Consider the following 14,306-nt stretch of genomic DNA (forward strand, 5'->3'; position numbering starts at 1 on the left):
GGGCGGCCGCTCGACTCTCTCTAGAAGTCGTCGTCGAAGCTCACCGAGCCCGAGACCCCCACCTGGTACGCGGAAACGCGCCGCTCGAAGAAGTTCGACAACTCCTGCACGTCCTGCAGCTCCATGAACGCGAACGGGTTCTTGCTGCCGTAGACCGGGTCGATGCCGAGCGCGGCCAGCCGCCGGTCGGCGACGTGCTGCAGGTACTCGCGCATGTCACCGAGCGACATCCCGGAGACGCCCTGTTCGAGCAGGTCGGCGGCGAACTGGACCTCGCACTCGACGGCTTCGGCCAACATGTCGCGGACCTGCTGCTCCATCCGCGCGTCGAACAGGTCGGGCTCCTCGGCGCGAACCTGGTCGACCACGTCGAACGCGAACGCCATGTGCATGCTCTCGTCGCGGAACACCCAGTTGGTGCCGGAGGCCAGGCCCTGGAGGACGCCGCGGGAGCGCAGGAAGTAGACGTACGCGAAGGCGCCGTAGAAGAACAGGCCCTCGATGCAGGCGGCGAAGCAGATCACGTTGAGCAGGAACGCCCGCCGGTGCTCTTTCGTCTCCAGTGCCCGCAGGTCGAAGACCGAGTCGATCCACTTGAAGCAGAACTCGGCCTTGCGAGCGATCGAGGGAATGTTCTCGACCGCCGCGAACGCCTCGTTCCGCTCTTTCTCGTCCGGCACGTAGGTGTCGAGCAGGTTCAGATAGAACTGGACGTGCACGGCCTCCTCGAACAGCTGCCGGGACAGGTAGAGGCGCCCCTCGGGCGAGTTGACGTGCTGGTAGAGGTTGAGGACCAGATTGTTCGCCACGATGGTGTCGCCGGTGGCGAAGAACGCGACCAGCCGCGACACCAGGTGCTGTTCGGCGGGCGTCAGCTTGGCGAGATCGGCGAGGTCGCCGTGCAGGTCGACCTCCTCCACGGTCCAGGTGTTCTTGATGGAGTCCTTGAACCGGTCGAAGAAGTGCGGGTACTTCATCGGCCGCAGGGTCAGGTCCATTCCGGGGTCGAGCAGCATTTGAACCTTTTTCAACGTGGCGAGGGCAGGACGCCCGGCGCCGATGGACTATCGGTAACCCCTGGCGCGAGGCCAGGTTGAAAAAGGTTCATTGGCAGGCCTCACATGATTCGGGGTTTTCCAGGGAACAGAGTTCGGCCTCGGTCAGCGCCGGGATCAGCGAGACCGGCGCGGCGGCCACCACTGGAGCAGCGACCGCGACCGTGGCCTGCTGAATACGCGTCGCGGGTCGCGAGCGCAGGTAGTAACTGGTCTTCAGACCGGATTTCCAGGCGTAGAGGTACATCGAGGAGACCTTGTTGATGGTCGGAGCGGCCATGAACAGGTTCAGCGACTGCGACTGGTCGATGTACGGTGCCCGGGCCGCGGCCAGGTCGATCAGGGCCCGCTGCGGCAGTTCCCACGCGGTGCGGAACAGTTCCCGCACGTCGTCGGGGAGTTCGGTGATGCCCTGCACCGATCCTTCGGCGCGCTTGATCTGCTCGCGGATCTCGGCGGTCCACAGTCCGCGGGCCTTGAGTTCCCGTACCAGGTAGGTGTTGATCTGCAGGAACTCGCCGGACATCGTCTCGCGCTTGAACAGGTTGGAGACCTGCGGCTCGATGCATTCGTAGGCGCCGGCGATCGACGCGATCGTCGCCGTCGGCGCGATCGCGATGAGCAGGGAGTTGCGCAGGCCGTGCGTCGCGATGGAGGAACGCAGCGCCTCCCAGCGCTCGGTCTGCGAGACGGTGGCGCCCCACAGGTCGGGGTGCAGTTCGCCCTTCGCGGCGCGGGTCTGCGAGTACGCCGGATGCGGTCCGAATCGCTCGGCCAGAGCGACCGACGACTCGAGCGCGGTCAGGAAGATCTCCTCCTGCACGCGCGTCGACAATTCGCGGGCCGCGGCCGAGTCGAACGGCAGCCGCAGCGTGAAGAACGCGTCCTGCAGGCCCATCAACCCGAGCCCGACCGGCCGCCAGCGCGGGTTCGAGGCCGCGGCCTGCTGCGACGGGTAATAGTTGATGTCGATGACCCGGTCCAGGTAGACGATCGCGGTCCGCACCGTCTCCCGCAGTTTCTCCCAGTCGACCCCGTCCGCGGTGACGTGCCCGCCCAGGTTGATCGACCCGAGGTTGCAGACGGCCGTCTCGTCGTCGTTGTTGACCTCGAGGATCTCGGTGCACAGGTTCGACAGGTGAATGGTGTTGCCGGGCTCGCCGGTCTGATTCGACAGCGCGTTGGAGCGGTCCTTGAACGTCATCCAGCCGTTGCCGGTCTGCGCCAGGGTGCGCATCATCCGCCCGTACAGATCGCGGGCCTTGACGGTTTTGACCGCGTTCTTCTCCGCCGCGCGGTACGCCTCGTCGAACTCCGCGCCGAACAGGTCGGGCAGCTCGGGCGCGTCCGACGGGTCGATGAGCGACCATTCGGCGTCGGCCTCGACCCGGCGCATGAACTCGTCCGGGATCCAGTTCGCCAGATTGAGGTTGTGGGTGCGGCGCGACTCCTCACCGGTGTTGTCGCGCAGTTCCAGGAACTCCTCGATGTCCGGGTGCCACGGCTCCAGATAGACGCAGGCCGCGCCCTTTCGCCGGCCGCCCTGGTTGACCGCCGCCACACCGGCGTCGAGGGTCTTCAGGAACGGGACGATGCCGTTCGACTTGCCGTTCGTGCCGCGGATCAGGGCGCCCCGGCCCCGGACCCGCGACCAGGCGATGCCGATGCCACCGGAGAACTTCGACAGTTTCGCGACCTGGTGGTACCGCTCGTAGATCGAGTCGAGCTCGTCCTTCGGGGAGTCGACCAGGAAACACGACGACATCTGGGTGTGCCGGGTGCCCGAGTTGAACAACGTCGGTGAGCTCGGCAGATAGGCCAGCGACGACATCAGCCGGTAGAAGCCGATCGCCTCCCGGGCGTCCTGCGACAGACCACAGGCGACGCGCAGCAGCCAGTACTGCGGGGTCTCCACGACCGTGCGGTCGGTCGGGTGGCGCAGCAGGTACCGGTCGGCGACCGTACGCAGTCCGAAGTACTCGAACCGCAGGTCACCGGCCACGTCGATGGCGTCGTCGAGCTTGCGGGCGTTACGGGACACGAACGCTGCCGTCTCCTCGCCGATGAGACCGAGAGCGTGGGCGTGCCTGATCGACTGGCTGAAGCTCGCGACACCCTGCCCGCGGACCTCCTTGTCGACGTACGCGGCCAGCAGCCGGGCCGCCAGCCGGGAGTACTGCGGCTCCTCGCCGATCAGCTCGGCGGCCGTCTGGATCGACAGTTTGTCCAGCTCAGCGGTCGTCGCACCGTCGTACAGGCCGCTGATGGTCTTGGTCGCCACCCGCAGCGGGTCGACCTCGTCGAGGTCAGCGACCCACAACTCCACCGCTTTGACGATCTTGTTGACGTCGACCGGTTCCAGGTCGCCGTTTCTCTTGCGCACCTGCATCGCGTGCCTGCGCTGCTCCGGCACACCGGTCTTCTGCGGCGTGAGTGTCATGCCCTCTCCTCGCGAGCTCGGCGCGTGGGGGCGGACACCAACGAATCCCCGGGCACCCGGCCACGGGGACACGATCGGCGTCGGCCGTCCCACGCGGCCTTCGACCGCCGCACACCACGGTGGCGTACGGCGCGCTGGCAGGTCTTCGGACTCGCGGGCGTGACCGATGACGGTCGCCTACTGGCCGTCGCTTCCCAGGCCGGAAAAGGCCCAGTGCTTTCTGACGGCGGTCGTTCCCACTCACCGCTGCGGGGCAGTCCCGGTTTCACACCGGGTTCCCTCTTGCCTCGGACACGCCCTGACGGGCACGGCCGAACCAGCTGCGTGAGACACCATATATGGGCGGCCATGCAAAGTCATAACCCAACATGGTGTGTTGACCTTGTCACTCCTCCGCGATACGCCGACACGCCCGGGGCGCTGCCGCACGCCGCCGTCCGATCCGGACGCGACGCTCCCACGAGGGGTCGCCAATCCGGCGCCGGCTTTCCGGTAGACATAGATCCATGACATATCCGCCGCCGCAGTACCACGGGGAAACCGGGGAGCTCAACGCCGTCTATCGCCCGGCCGCCACACCGCCCGAGCTGATCTATCCCAACAACGGCACCCGGGTCCACTACCTCTCCAGCGGGGCCTCCACGGGAGGCCTCTTCGGCCTCTACCGCTGGGAGTGCGGACCCGGCGTCACCGGCCCCGACCCCCATTTCCACCGTACGATCAGCGAATCCTTCTACATCCTCTCCGGCACCATGCGGATCTACACCGGTGAGAAGTGGATCGACGCCGAGCCGCACGACTGGGTGCACGTTCCGATCGGCGGAATCCACGCGTTCAAGAACGAGTCGGGCGAGCCGGCGTCGATGCTGCTGCACTTCTCCCCCGGCGCGCCGCGTGAGGGATATTTCGAGGGCCTGGCCCATCTCGGCGAGATGACCGACGACGAGCGTGCCGCCTTCTACCTCGAACACGACAACATCTGGCTCTGACCAGCCGTTCGATCCGTCCGGCGGCCCACGGGGGCCGCCGGACGGATGGCACCAGAACAATCCTCACATCATTGATCCCGGGACCGCGGGTCTCCCGTACAGCAGGGCAGGACCAGGCAGTTCGCGGGAGGAGCGATCACGCTCGTGGCAACGGCACGCTCGAACCATCGGGAAGAACGCGTTCGGAGTGCGCCGTTCGTACAGTTCGGTAACCCAGAGCACACGGCCGAACCCTCTCGGTATCGACGCTCGGTCCCGAGCCCGCAGCCGGACAGTCCGCCCTCCGCCGAAAGCTGGCGCGGTTCCGGGCCGGACCTGTACGAAGTCGGCGTGGCGCCGGCCCGCTCGGCGCACCGCCGCCGGCGGCGCGGTCGCCGCCGGGCCCAGCGCCCGGGCCGGGCCACCACCATCCTGGTGGCGATGAGCGCCGTCGCGGTGGCGGTCGGCGCGGTCGCCGCCGTCAACGGCGGCCTCCCGGCGATCCGGCCCTCCGCCACCGTCGGCGCGGCGCTCGACGATCGATCGAGCGTCCCGGAAGCCGCGTCCCGCGGCGAGATCCGCGCCGCTACCGCGGCGCCCTCACCACCGAGTCCGAGTGCGGCGGTCACCGCCACGCCGAAGGCGAGCACGGCAACCCCGAAGTCGGCGGCGCCCCGGCGGGCCGAGCCGGTCGCCGGCCTCGACCGGACACAGATGGACAACGCCGCGATCATCGTCGCGGTGGGCCGGGAACGCGACCTGCCCCGCCGCGCGCTTCTCGTCGCCGTGATGACCGGGATGCAGGAGTCGAGCCTGCGCAACCTGGCGAACACCACGATCCCGGCCTCCCTGCGCCGCCCCAACGAGGGCGAGGGTGACGACTTCGACTCGCTCGGCGTCTTCCAGCAGCGCCCCAGCCAGGGGTGGGGCAGTGTGGCGGAACTGATGAACCCGCGCTATGCCGCCGGCGCCTTCTATCAGCGACTGGTCGAGGTCGACGACTGGGAGGACAAGAGCCTCGCCGGCGCCGCCCAGGCCGTGCAGCGGTCGGAGTTTCCGGACGCCTACGCCAAGCACGCGGACCTGGCGAACAAGGTCGTCGACGCGTTGCTGTGAGCTAGCCTCCGGCTTCGTGGACCAGCCGCCGCGTCATCAGCGGCGACTACCGCGAGCGCCGGCTGGCGCGCAACCCGGTTCCCCGGTCAGCATCGCCGCACCTTCGGGACGCCCAAGGTCGTCGCCAGCAGGCCGGCGGTGTTCGCGGGGTTTCCGGCGACGCGCATTGTCTGGGCGATGGTCAGGTTCGCCGACGTGCCGCACGGGGCCCACGCCGCCTGGTGGGGGACGGCGCTGGTGTTCCAGGCGCCGGACTGCGGGCCCGTCGCTTTCTTGGTGACGCGCGCGGTCTTTTCGGAGCCGGTGAACCACATGGCCGTCGTAAGGGTCGCGGTTGCGCCCGCGTCGAGGGTGACGGCGGCCCGATTGGCCACTGAGGGGATCTGATAGGTCCAACCGGCCGGGATCGCCACTCTCACGGAGAGGACACAGCTCTTGTAGTCGTTGCCGGACACCCGGAACGCACTGTAGGCCAGGCTGAACGCGGTGTTGTCCGCGGCGGTCTGTGCGGCGGTGGTGCCCTTGGGACAGCCGCTGCCGAAGGCACCCAGGACATTGAGGGTGGGCTTCGGTTGTTTCCCCGGCGGTGGGGGATCCGTCGAGGTGGACGGCGGCACGAACAGGGATGCGCCGACGAGAGTCGCTACGATGATCTTAAATCCATACACGGGGACCCCTTTTTGTTTCTCGGCGCTGGCCGGAAGGCTCACCATCCACAACGAAAACCGTGGCGGTCAGGCACCGGCCGGCCACAGGGACCCCTGTCGTCGGCCGGTGGGCGTTCGAATGTCAGCACTGCTTCCAGGACAGGTTGAAAATCGTTGACGCCTTCGTGTCGGTATCGATGAGCTCGGCGGAGCTCGAGGCGTTGCCGTTGACCCGCAGCGTGTTGTTGACGTTCAGGTCGAACGACTGGTTGCACGGCGCGTAGACCAGCGTGGCGGCGGAACTCGTCGTGGTCCAGAGATCGGTGTTCGGGCCGCTGATCGAATTGTCGGCCGACGCGTTCCACGGGCTGCCGGTGAACCATGCGTTCATCTGCAGCTTGGCCGACGACTGACCGTCCAGGTTGGGCGTCACCCGGTTGACCACCGAGGTGACCGCATAGGTCCAGCCCTGAGGTACGGCCACCCGGACCGACACCTTGCAGTTCTTGTAGTCGTTGCCGGACACCCGGAACGCACTGTAGGCCAGGCTGAACGCGGTGTTGTCCGCGGTGGGCTGTGCGTCGGTGGTGCCCTTGGGGCACCCGCTGCCGAAGGCACCCAGGACCTTGAGAGTGATCGTCGGTGCCGGCGCCGCCTGGGCCGCTATCGGGAGAAGCGACCCGAGCAGCGCACCCGCGAGGATTGCCGCCGCGTTCTTCGTACGGAACATGAGAACTCCTTTTTCAGTAGTGGTGTCGGAACTAGCACTGCTTCCATTTCAGGAGGAAGGTGGTCGAGACGCGGGCGTCCTGCGCGAACAGCTCCATCGAACTCGTCGGGGGCCCGGCGACCCGCAGCGTGTTGTTGAGAATCAAATTCGCCGACGCGCCGCAGGGGGCGAAGATCAGCGCGCCCGCGGTGCTGTCCGTCTGCCAGAAATCGTCGTACGGGCCGTTGAAGGTCTGGTCCGCGCGCAGGGTCCATGGGAAACCGGTGAACCACGAGTTCATCAGAATTCGGCCCGACGCGCCGCTGTCGAGAACACCGTAGCCGCGATTGACGACCTGGTACACCGAATACGTCCAGCCCGCAGGTATGCCGACCCGGATCTGGAGATTGCAGTTCTTCAAGCTGCCTCCGGTCGCTTTGAATTGGCTGAAACTCACGGAGAACGCAGTCTTGTCCGGCACTTCGGTGGTGACGCTCGAATGGGCCGGGCATCCGCTGCCGTTGACGGCCAGGACCTTGAGCGTGACGACGGGGTCCGCCAGCCGCGCCTGTGCCGCCGATGGGATCAGCGGCACGATCAGCGCTGCTCCGACGGCTGCGGTCATCATCCGCCTCAACCTGAACATGGGGATCCTCTCATTTACGTCTGACGCATGGGCATGCGAAATTGCCGGACACTTTCCGTCTCGCCTCGAATACAGCGGTCACGCGCAACCAGGTGGCAGCGGCAAACCCGCTGTCACCCGAATTCGGCGCCTTGCGAAGCCACCGCGGCCTGTCGGCGCCGGCCCGCGATCGCCGTCAGAAAGATGAATAACAGGCCGCTCGCCGGCTGCGCAGGCAATTCGGCGATGTTCTGTACGATCGGATATTTCAGCCCGGCTGAAATCTGATTCCTTCAACGCCGGTACTGCCGGTCTGAACTCGGCGTCCGATTTGACGAGTCCCTCTCCGGGAAAGGCCGGCGCGCACCGGGGGCGCGAAGGCCAGTCATAGAACATGCCAAGTCGGCGTGAAGGCGGTATCTCAGTGAGGCAATAGAAAAATTTGATGCGCACTCTCATCGGCACGCTCGGAGGGAGCAGATAGTCAGTTCGGCTGGGGGGCCCCACGCGTGCCAGAGGCGCCGGGCCGACGCCAACCACGCGAGCACGGCGAGCGGAACGATGACCTCGACCAATTCCGCGGCGAGGACTCCGCGCCGTCACCCAGGGGAGATTGATCCGATCTCCGGCATCGGGCACTCAGCGGCCAGATCCGTCACATCGCTACTCACCCTCACCAGAGGCAGTCGTGCGTGCTTCAAGCGGCAGTGCGCGATGCTGACGCCATGCGGCCAGAGCGTCATCGCGGCTGCCGTTCGGATGGCCGCGTCGCCATGTGCGGAGGAACGCGTTGAGTTCGAACTGTGCGCCGATCGGCTGGGATCGGCCCGCCGCGCCGCGGGTGGCATGCCAGTGCGCCACGGCTTCACCGAGGGTCCGGCCCTCTCCTGTCGCGATGAACGCGCGCATGAAGGCGTCGAAGGTGAAGGCCGGGCCGATCTCCCGGCGGAAATGCTCGCGGAGGACCTGGCTACAACGTTGCCCGGCCGGGATGACGGTTTGGTTCGTGACCGGAACGCTCAGTTGCCGTCCAGAGGTGCGCGAAATTGGAGACGCGGGAGCCGGCGCTCCGTCGAGGGCTGCGGCGAGACGATCTGTCAGCACCTGCTTGCCACCACCGCGCGGAACGGCCAGTTCGCGAGCGAGGACCGTCAGCTCCTGCCAGGTCCAATACCATCGGCGCAGTTCAGCACCGGTTAGTGCCGCTGACAACGGGGGCCTGATCTCCGACATGGCTTCGATGATGCCTGGAGGGTGTGACACAAAGCGGGCTGCGCGACGGCCATACACGATGACTGGCACGCGCTCGTCGACACGAGCGTGGTGTCGGCGGGAATTGACGCGTTCCTAGTCGGGGCGGCCGTCGGCGAGCCATTGGGCGAGGCCGCGCAGCCCGACCGCCCACCGCCCGAGGTCGGTGACCTCCGCGTGCTCGGTGACGACGGTCAGCAACTCGGCCACCGCCTCGTCCGGACGGTCGGCGTCGTTGAGGGTCAGAGCGCGGAAGACGCGTACGGAGTCCGAGTCGGGGAACTCCCTACGAGCCCGGTCGAGCACCGTCAGCGACTCGCCCAACTCGCCCAGCCACCGCAGGGTGCTGGCGTACTGGCACAGACACCGGCGCAGCACGTCGCCCTCGAGGCCGAGGGTGAGCGCCCGTTCGTAGTAGCCGCGCGCAGTCTCTTCCTGACCCGCGGTGTCATAGGCGCCACCCACCTCGTACACGAGGACGGGGTGGTCGGGATGTTCGGCGAGCAACGCCTGGAAGTAGGCGATCGTCGGCGCCATGTTCGCTCGATCACGTTGGTCGTAGCCGCGCTGGATGGCAGCGGCCAGTTCGGTCGTCACGTCGGTCGTCACTGCCGCAGTCTCCTACGTGCGAGTCTGAGAGGCCATGAAGGCGGCGATGCCGGCTTCGGCTGCCACCTGCTCAGGTCGCTTCCGAAGCCGCGGCTCGGTGCTCCAGGCATCGGCGAAGGTGATCCTCTCGATGAACCGCCGGTCGTCGTGGTCCTCGAAGCATCGTGGACCCGACGGTTGGTGCTCGTCACCGTAGCGGCATCGAGCGTGCTCCGTAAGGCTGCTGTGCATGCAGTGGACCTTAGTTGCGACGATGCCTCAAGGCGCACGCCGAGTCGCTGCAAACATCCGCGTCTCGGCACGGGCGGGCGCGAGGAACGGCTCACCGGGTAGTCACAGGGCGTGGCCTGTCGAGAGCGCCTACCGGCACTCGCCGTAGCCGCCCCTGGCGATGCCGTGACGTGCTCCGCAGCGACGCGTGCGGATGACGAGGTCAAGAGCCTCCACGGCCTAGCCTGAGGCGGTGACCACTGAGGACTGGACCGCCACGCTGCCCCGGAAGCGGATGGGGGCGGGGGTGCTGCTCTCCGACGAAGAGGGCCGGGTGCTGCTGGTCGAGCCGACGTACAAGCCGTACTGGGAGGTTCCGGGCGGGTGCGTGGAAGCCGGCGAGTCGCCGCGGGCGGCGGCCGCCCGAGAGCTCGCGGAGGAACTGGGACTGTCCGTGCCGGTGGGACGGCTGCTGGTCACCGACTGGGTTCCGGCGAGCGAGGGCCGTACCGAAGGATTGATGTTGATCTTTGATGGCGGTGTGCTCGCGGCCGGGCGTGCCGCGAGCATCCGGGTGCCCGCGGACGAGCTGCGCGGATGGGCGTGGTGCACCGAGGCGGAGGCCGGCGCGCGCCTGTCGCCGCTGCTGGCGCGGCGCGTCGCCGCGGCGGTGCGGGCCCGCTCCGACGACTCGTCGTGCTATCTGGAGGACGGGTACGCCGCCTGAGGGCAGCCGAGCGTCAACGGGGCCCCGCGGCACTCTCGGACGATCCGTCAGCGGCGCGGTCCGCCGGTTGCCGCCACCGGCCTCGATGGACCACCTCGCCCTGGGGACGCCGTCGATCGCTCAGGTCGCGGGGAGGCTCCTGGCTGTATCCGATGGAGATCGCTCCGATCGGGGTGAAGTGCGCGGGCACGCCGAACTCGCCACGGAACGAGTCGATCCGGTCCGCGGGAATGCCGAAGAAACAGGCTCCCAAACCGGCGTCGACCGCGGTCAGCAACATCAGCAGGGAGGCGAAACCCGTATCGATGTCCCAGTACGGCGGTCGACGATCTCCGGCGGCACAGGCCGGTCGGGATCGTAGGTGCGAACCATGCGGCGGCGGCGGACGACATCTTGGAAATCCATCGTGGCAAGGTACACGCGTCGGCATGGTCATCGATGTCCCGGCGCGGTCACGCCGTCCCGGGCCCGACCGCGGCCGCGGCCTCCTCGACCTGGGCGAGGATGCTGTGGGCGCCACAGCCGGCAGCGGCGGCGCGAGCCTCGGTGATCATGGCGTCGGCGTCGGCGTGGCGGCCCTCGGCGGCGGCGATGTAGATCAGTCCGACCAGGTTCGACGCGATGCCGGCGGCGAAGCCGGCCGATCGCCGCAGCGCGGTCGACTCCTCCAGCAGGGCGCGGGCGGACTCCGTGTGTCCGGCCCGGTGTTCGGCGATGCCGAGGTGGCGCAGCACGTAGGACGTCAGCAGGTCGTCGCCCGCGCCGGCGCTCAGCTCGCGGGCGCGCTCCAGGAGAGGCACGGCCGCGGTGTCGTCACCCAGCACGAACTGATGGTAGATGCCCAGCCAGCACACGGCCTCGGCCTCGCCCCGCACGTCGCCGGCCCGGCGATAGGACCGGGCGGCACGGTCGAGGAGTTCTGGCTCCTCGGCGTGGTCGCCGGTTCCGGTCTGGAAGCGGGCGTGCGCCATCTTGGCCCGGGCCAGGCTGACGTCGGCTTCGAGCGCGGCCAGGTCGCGTTCGGCGGCGTTCAGGGCGGAGGGGTCGCCGGCGAAGGCGGCCCGTTCGTACGCGACGGTGGCCTGCCGCACCGGATCCGCGGCCGCGGCCGCGGATGACGGCCGGGTGAGGTCCTTGCGCAGTTGCTGGGTGGTGACCTGGTAGCCGGAACTCCGGTACAGCTCGGTGGCCGTCTTGTTGGCCCCGAACACGTTGAGTTCGAGGGCCTTGGCCCCGTGCTCGCGGGCCGCCACCTCGCCGGCCGCCAGCAGCGCCCGGCCCAGGCCCTGGCCGCGATGCCCGGCGACCACCTCGATGTCGTAGAGGAACGCGCAGTCGGGGACGCCGCGCGGATGGGTGAGCCCGATCCAGAGCCGCCCGATCAGCCGCTCGCCGGTCTCGCCGATCAACATGAGGTGGCCCTGTGTGGCGAGTCCATCGGGCAGCAGGTCGGCGTCGCTCTTGCGAGCCCGGTCGTAGGCGCCCTCAGCGGGCCAGTTGCCAGCCTGCACCTGCTCCTGGGCATAGGCGATGGCCAATTCGTGCTGCCACTGATCGTATTCGGACTCGGTCATCGGGCGCACAGTCACCTCAGCCATGAAAAGAGTTTAGGAGACCCGGTAGTGGAAGGCGGATCCCGTTCGACAAGGGGGTGTCAACGAACGAGAGAGGGGGACGGCATGGATGTACGGTGCTGGACCATGACGACGGGGGTGGCTCGATGAAGTACCTGATGCTGGTCTGTGTCGATCCGGATTTCACGCCCGGCCCGGACGACGGCACGCCGGACGTGAACGACTGGGCCGGTGAGATGGACGGCAAGGGGATCCGGCTGATGGGTGACCGCACCCGGCCGGCGAGTGCCGCCACCACGGTCCGGGTGCGGAACCGGGAGGTGCTGGTGACCGACGGGCCGTACATCGAGACCAAGGATGTGATCGCCGGTTTCGACGTGCTGGAGTGCGAGGACCTCGACCAGGCGATCGAGGTCGCCTCCCGGCACCCGATGGCCTGGACCGGAGTGATCGAGTTGCGGCCGGTGTGGCCGTGGGGCGTTGAATAGGCAGCTGGCCGAGGCCTACGCCGACGGGTGGAGCCGGATCGTCGCCACGATGGTCCGGCTCACCGGCGACTGGAGCCTGGCCGAGGACTGCACACAGGAGGCGTTCGCCGAGGCCTTGCGGGTGTGGCCGGCGGGCGGCGTACCCGATCAGCCTCTGGCGTGGCTGACGACGGCGGCGCGCCGCCGCGCGATCGACCGGCTGCGCCGCGCCGGGATGGAGAGGGCGAAGCTGCGGGAGGTCGCCATGGAACCGGTGCCGCCGCCGTACGTGACCGACAGCGACATCCCGGACGATCGACTGGAACTGATGTTCACCTGCTGTCATCCGGCGCTGAGCACGGAGGCCCAGGTGGCTCTGACGCTACGGAGCGTGGGCGGGATGAGCACGGCCGAGATCGCGCGGGCGTTCCTGGTGTCGGAGAAGACGATGGGGCAACGGCTGTTCCGGGCCAAGCAGCGGATCAGGCATGCGGGCATCCCGTTCCGGGTGCCGCCGCCGCATCTGCTGCCGGAGCGGCTGTCGGCCGTGCTGCACGTGCTCTACCTGCTGTTCAACGAGGGCTACTCGGGGCAGGGCCGGCTGTGCGAGGAGGCTCTGCGGATCACCCGGGTGCTGGCGGATCTGATGCCGGACGAGCCGGAGGCGCTGGGCCTGCTGGCGCTGATGCTGGTGCAGGACGCCCGCCGGGCCTCCCGCATCGGCGCCGGCGGCGCTCTGGTCTCCCTGCAGGACCAGGACCGTTCGCGGTGGGACCGGGCCCGGATCGCCGAGGGCGCCGCGCTCTGTGAACGGGCGCTGCGTCAGGGCCGGGCCGGGCCGTTGCAGTTGCAGGCGGCCATCGCGGTCTGTCACGCGACCGCGGACGGTCTGGACGACACCGACTGGCCGCAGATCGTCGGGCTCTACACGCATCTTCAGAAGGTCGCGCCGAGCCCGGTCGTGGACCTGAACCGGGCGGTCGCGGTCGCCATGGCGTCCGGGCCCCAGGAAGGGCTGGCGCTGGTCGGGGCGATCGACGGCCTCGACGGTCACCACCTGCTGCACGCCACCCGCGCCGATCTGCTGCGCCGGGCCGGACGGCACGCCGAGGCGGCGGAGGGTTACCGCCGCGCGCTCGAGCTGGCGCCGACCGAGGCCGAGAGGCGTTTGCTCAGCGACCGGCTAGCAGCCTCTCAGCGAACCGGGCCTCGAACCGGGCCGCCCAGCGGGCCACCGCCGGCAGGGTGAGCGCGAACGGGACGGCCAGAAGCAGATAGAAGGTGACGTTCGTCAGGTAGCCGTCGCCGAGGCCGAGGATCTCGGGCAGTTCGTCGTCGCCCGGGCCGTTCGGCAGCGACCAGCCCCACAGCACCCAGCTCAGGCCACCGACGACGGCGGCCCACCAGCTCGCGACCAGCGAGAACGAGAGCGTGTTCGGGATCAGGCGCAGGGTGGCGTGTGCCAGGTCGCGCCAGGTCTGCGCGTCGGCAAGCACCGCGAGAACGCGGGCGGGAAGGGTGGAGGCGCTTGCCCCGCGGTAGGCCGGGGCGGGGATCTCGTGGCCGAGGACCGCGGCGATCCGCTCGCGCTCGGCCGCGGCGAACCCGCGGGCCTGCATCAGAGCGAACATCATGAGGGGTACGCCCACCCAGAGCACCGCGAGGCCGAGCCCGACGGCCAGCCCGGTGGCGCAGACCAGCGCCGCCGCGAGGCCGAGCGGAAGCCCGGTCAGAACGTAACGGGTGTCGGCGGCGAGCCGGGGCAGGATGCGGGCGACCGGCGCGGGAGTCAGCACCGGATCGAGCTGCGTCGTCGTCATGCCCTGAACGCTAAAGGCCTGCCGCTCGGTTGTGGATGTGGCGAGCCCGCCTATCGAGGGTAGTGCCAGCCCTACCCCTGGCGAGAGA

14 protein-coding genes, 1 pseudogene and 1 riboswitch are annotated in these 14,306 nt (G+C 68.6%); of the genes and pseudogenes, 5 read left to right on the top strand and 10 right to left on the bottom strand.

All coding sequences use genetic code 11. The annotated features are described in order from the left end of the window. Positions 1-20: 20 nt before the first annotated feature. Complete coding sequence (locus QLQ12_RS27585) at positions 21-1,016, bottom strand: ribonucleotide-diphosphate reductase subunit beta (RefSeq protein WP_282763507.1); 996 nt, start codon at positions 1,014-1,016, stop codon at positions 21-23. A gap of 88 nt (positions 1,017-1,104) precedes the next feature. Beyond that, entirely contained in the window at positions 1,105-3,495 is a 2,391-nt protein-coding gene (locus QLQ12_RS27590; RefSeq protein ID WP_282763427.1) for a ribonucleoside-diphosphate reductase subunit alpha, read from the bottom strand. Between the two features lie 119 nt (positions 3,496-3,614). Further along, positions 3,615-3,831, bottom strand: a riboswitch (cobalamin riboswitch). A 170-nt stretch (positions 3,832-4,001) separates the two neighbouring features. Here QLQ12_RS27590 and QLQ12_RS27595 point away from each other — a divergent pair. Both QLQ12_RS27595 and QLQ12_RS27600 read left to right on the top strand, forming a co-directional pair. Beyond that, entirely contained in the window at positions 4,002-4,484 is a 483-nt protein-coding gene (locus QLQ12_RS27595) for a cupin domain-containing protein (protein WP_282763428.1), read from the top strand. Between the two features lie 330 nt (positions 4,485-4,814). Beyond that, positions 4,815-5,579, top strand: coding sequence for a hypothetical protein (locus QLQ12_RS27600; RefSeq protein WP_282763429.1), 765 nt, complete (start codon positions 4,815-4,817; stop codon positions 5,577-5,579). A gap of 86 nt (positions 5,580-5,665) precedes the next feature. Here QLQ12_RS27600 and QLQ12_RS27605 read toward each other — a convergent pair whose 3' ends face one another. The 5 genes from QLQ12_RS27605 to QLQ12_RS27625 all read right to left on the bottom strand — a co-directional run bounded on the left by QLQ12_RS27605 (position 5,666) and on the right by QLQ12_RS27625 (position 9,420). Beyond that, a complete protein-coding gene (locus QLQ12_RS27605) occupies positions 5,666-6,292 on the bottom strand; it encodes a DUF4360 domain-containing protein (RefSeq protein WP_282763431.1) in 627 nt (208 codons plus the stop codon). Positions 6,293-6,368: 76 nt separating this feature from the next. Further along, on the bottom strand, positions 6,369-6,956 hold the full coding sequence (locus QLQ12_RS27610; RefSeq protein WP_282763432.1) for a DUF4360 domain-containing protein: 588 nt from the start codon (positions 6,954-6,956) through the stop codon (positions 6,369-6,371). 31 nt (positions 6,957-6,987) lie between these two features. Then, positions 6,988-7,563 (bottom strand): DUF4360 domain-containing protein, encoded by a 576-nt coding sequence (locus QLQ12_RS27615; protein WP_282763433.1) that lies wholly within the window; start codon positions 7,561-7,563, stop codon positions 6,988-6,990. Positions 7,564-8,223: 660 nt separating this feature from the next. After that, entirely contained in the window at positions 8,224-8,793 is a 570-nt protein-coding gene (locus QLQ12_RS27620) for a DUF6434 domain-containing protein (protein ID WP_282763434.1), read from the bottom strand. A 114-nt stretch (positions 8,794-8,907) separates the two neighbouring features. Beyond that, positions 8,908-9,420 carry a tetratricopeptide repeat protein gene (locus QLQ12_RS27625; protein ID WP_282763435.1) on the bottom strand — a complete coding sequence of 171 codons (513 nt, stop codon included), beginning with the start codon at positions 9,418-9,420 and terminating at the stop codon, positions 8,908-8,910. 463 nt (positions 9,421-9,883) lie between these two features. On the opposite strand from QLQ12_RS27625, the gene QLQ12_RS27630 reads away from it, so the two are divergent. Continuing rightward, entirely contained in the window at positions 9,884-10,357 is a 474-nt protein-coding gene (locus QLQ12_RS27630) for an NUDIX hydrolase (protein ID WP_328518314.1), read from the top strand. A gap of 13 nt (positions 10,358-10,370) precedes the next feature. Here QLQ12_RS27630 and QLQ12_RS27635 read toward each other — a convergent pair. Beyond that, positions 10,371-10,762 (bottom strand): annotated as a pseudogene (locus tag QLQ12_RS27635) (nitroreductase family protein). Between the two features lie 47 nt (positions 10,763-10,809). Next, the gene (locus QLQ12_RS27640; RefSeq protein WP_282763436.1) at positions 10,810-11,955 is read right to left on the bottom strand and encodes a GNAT family N-acetyltransferase; all 1,146 of its coding nucleotides are present in this window, start codon (positions 11,953-11,955) and stop codon (positions 10,810-10,812) included. A gap of 122 nt (positions 11,956-12,077) precedes the next feature. On the opposite strand from QLQ12_RS27640, the gene QLQ12_RS27645 reads away from it, so the two are divergent. Continuing rightward, positions 12,078-12,419 (top strand): YciI family protein, encoded by a 342-nt coding sequence (locus QLQ12_RS27645; protein ID WP_282763510.1) that lies wholly within the window; start codon positions 12,078-12,080, stop codon positions 12,417-12,419. Further along, positions 12,412-13,647, top strand: a complete 1,236-nt coding sequence (locus QLQ12_RS27650; protein WP_282763437.1) for an RNA polymerase sigma factor — start codon at positions 12,412-12,414, stop codon at positions 13,645-13,647. The genes QLQ12_RS27645 and QLQ12_RS27650 overlap by 8 nt, the downstream gene beginning before the upstream one ends. On the opposite strand, the gene QLQ12_RS27655 is transcribed toward QLQ12_RS27650, so the two are convergent. Beyond that, on the bottom strand, positions 13,571-14,218 hold the full coding sequence (locus QLQ12_RS27655) for a sensor domain-containing protein (protein WP_282763438.1): 648 nt from the start codon (positions 14,216-14,218) through the stop codon (positions 13,571-13,573). The two genes, QLQ12_RS27650 and QLQ12_RS27655, sit on opposite strands and share 77 nt — an antisense overlap. Between the last annotated feature and the right edge of the window lie 88 nt (positions 14,219-14,306).

Origin of the sequence: Actinoplanes sandaracinus, from assembly GCF_030009775.1 — a bacterium.
Lineage (GTDB): Bacteria > Actinomycetota > Actinomycetes > Mycobacteriales > Micromonosporaceae > Actinoplanes > Actinoplanes sandaracinus.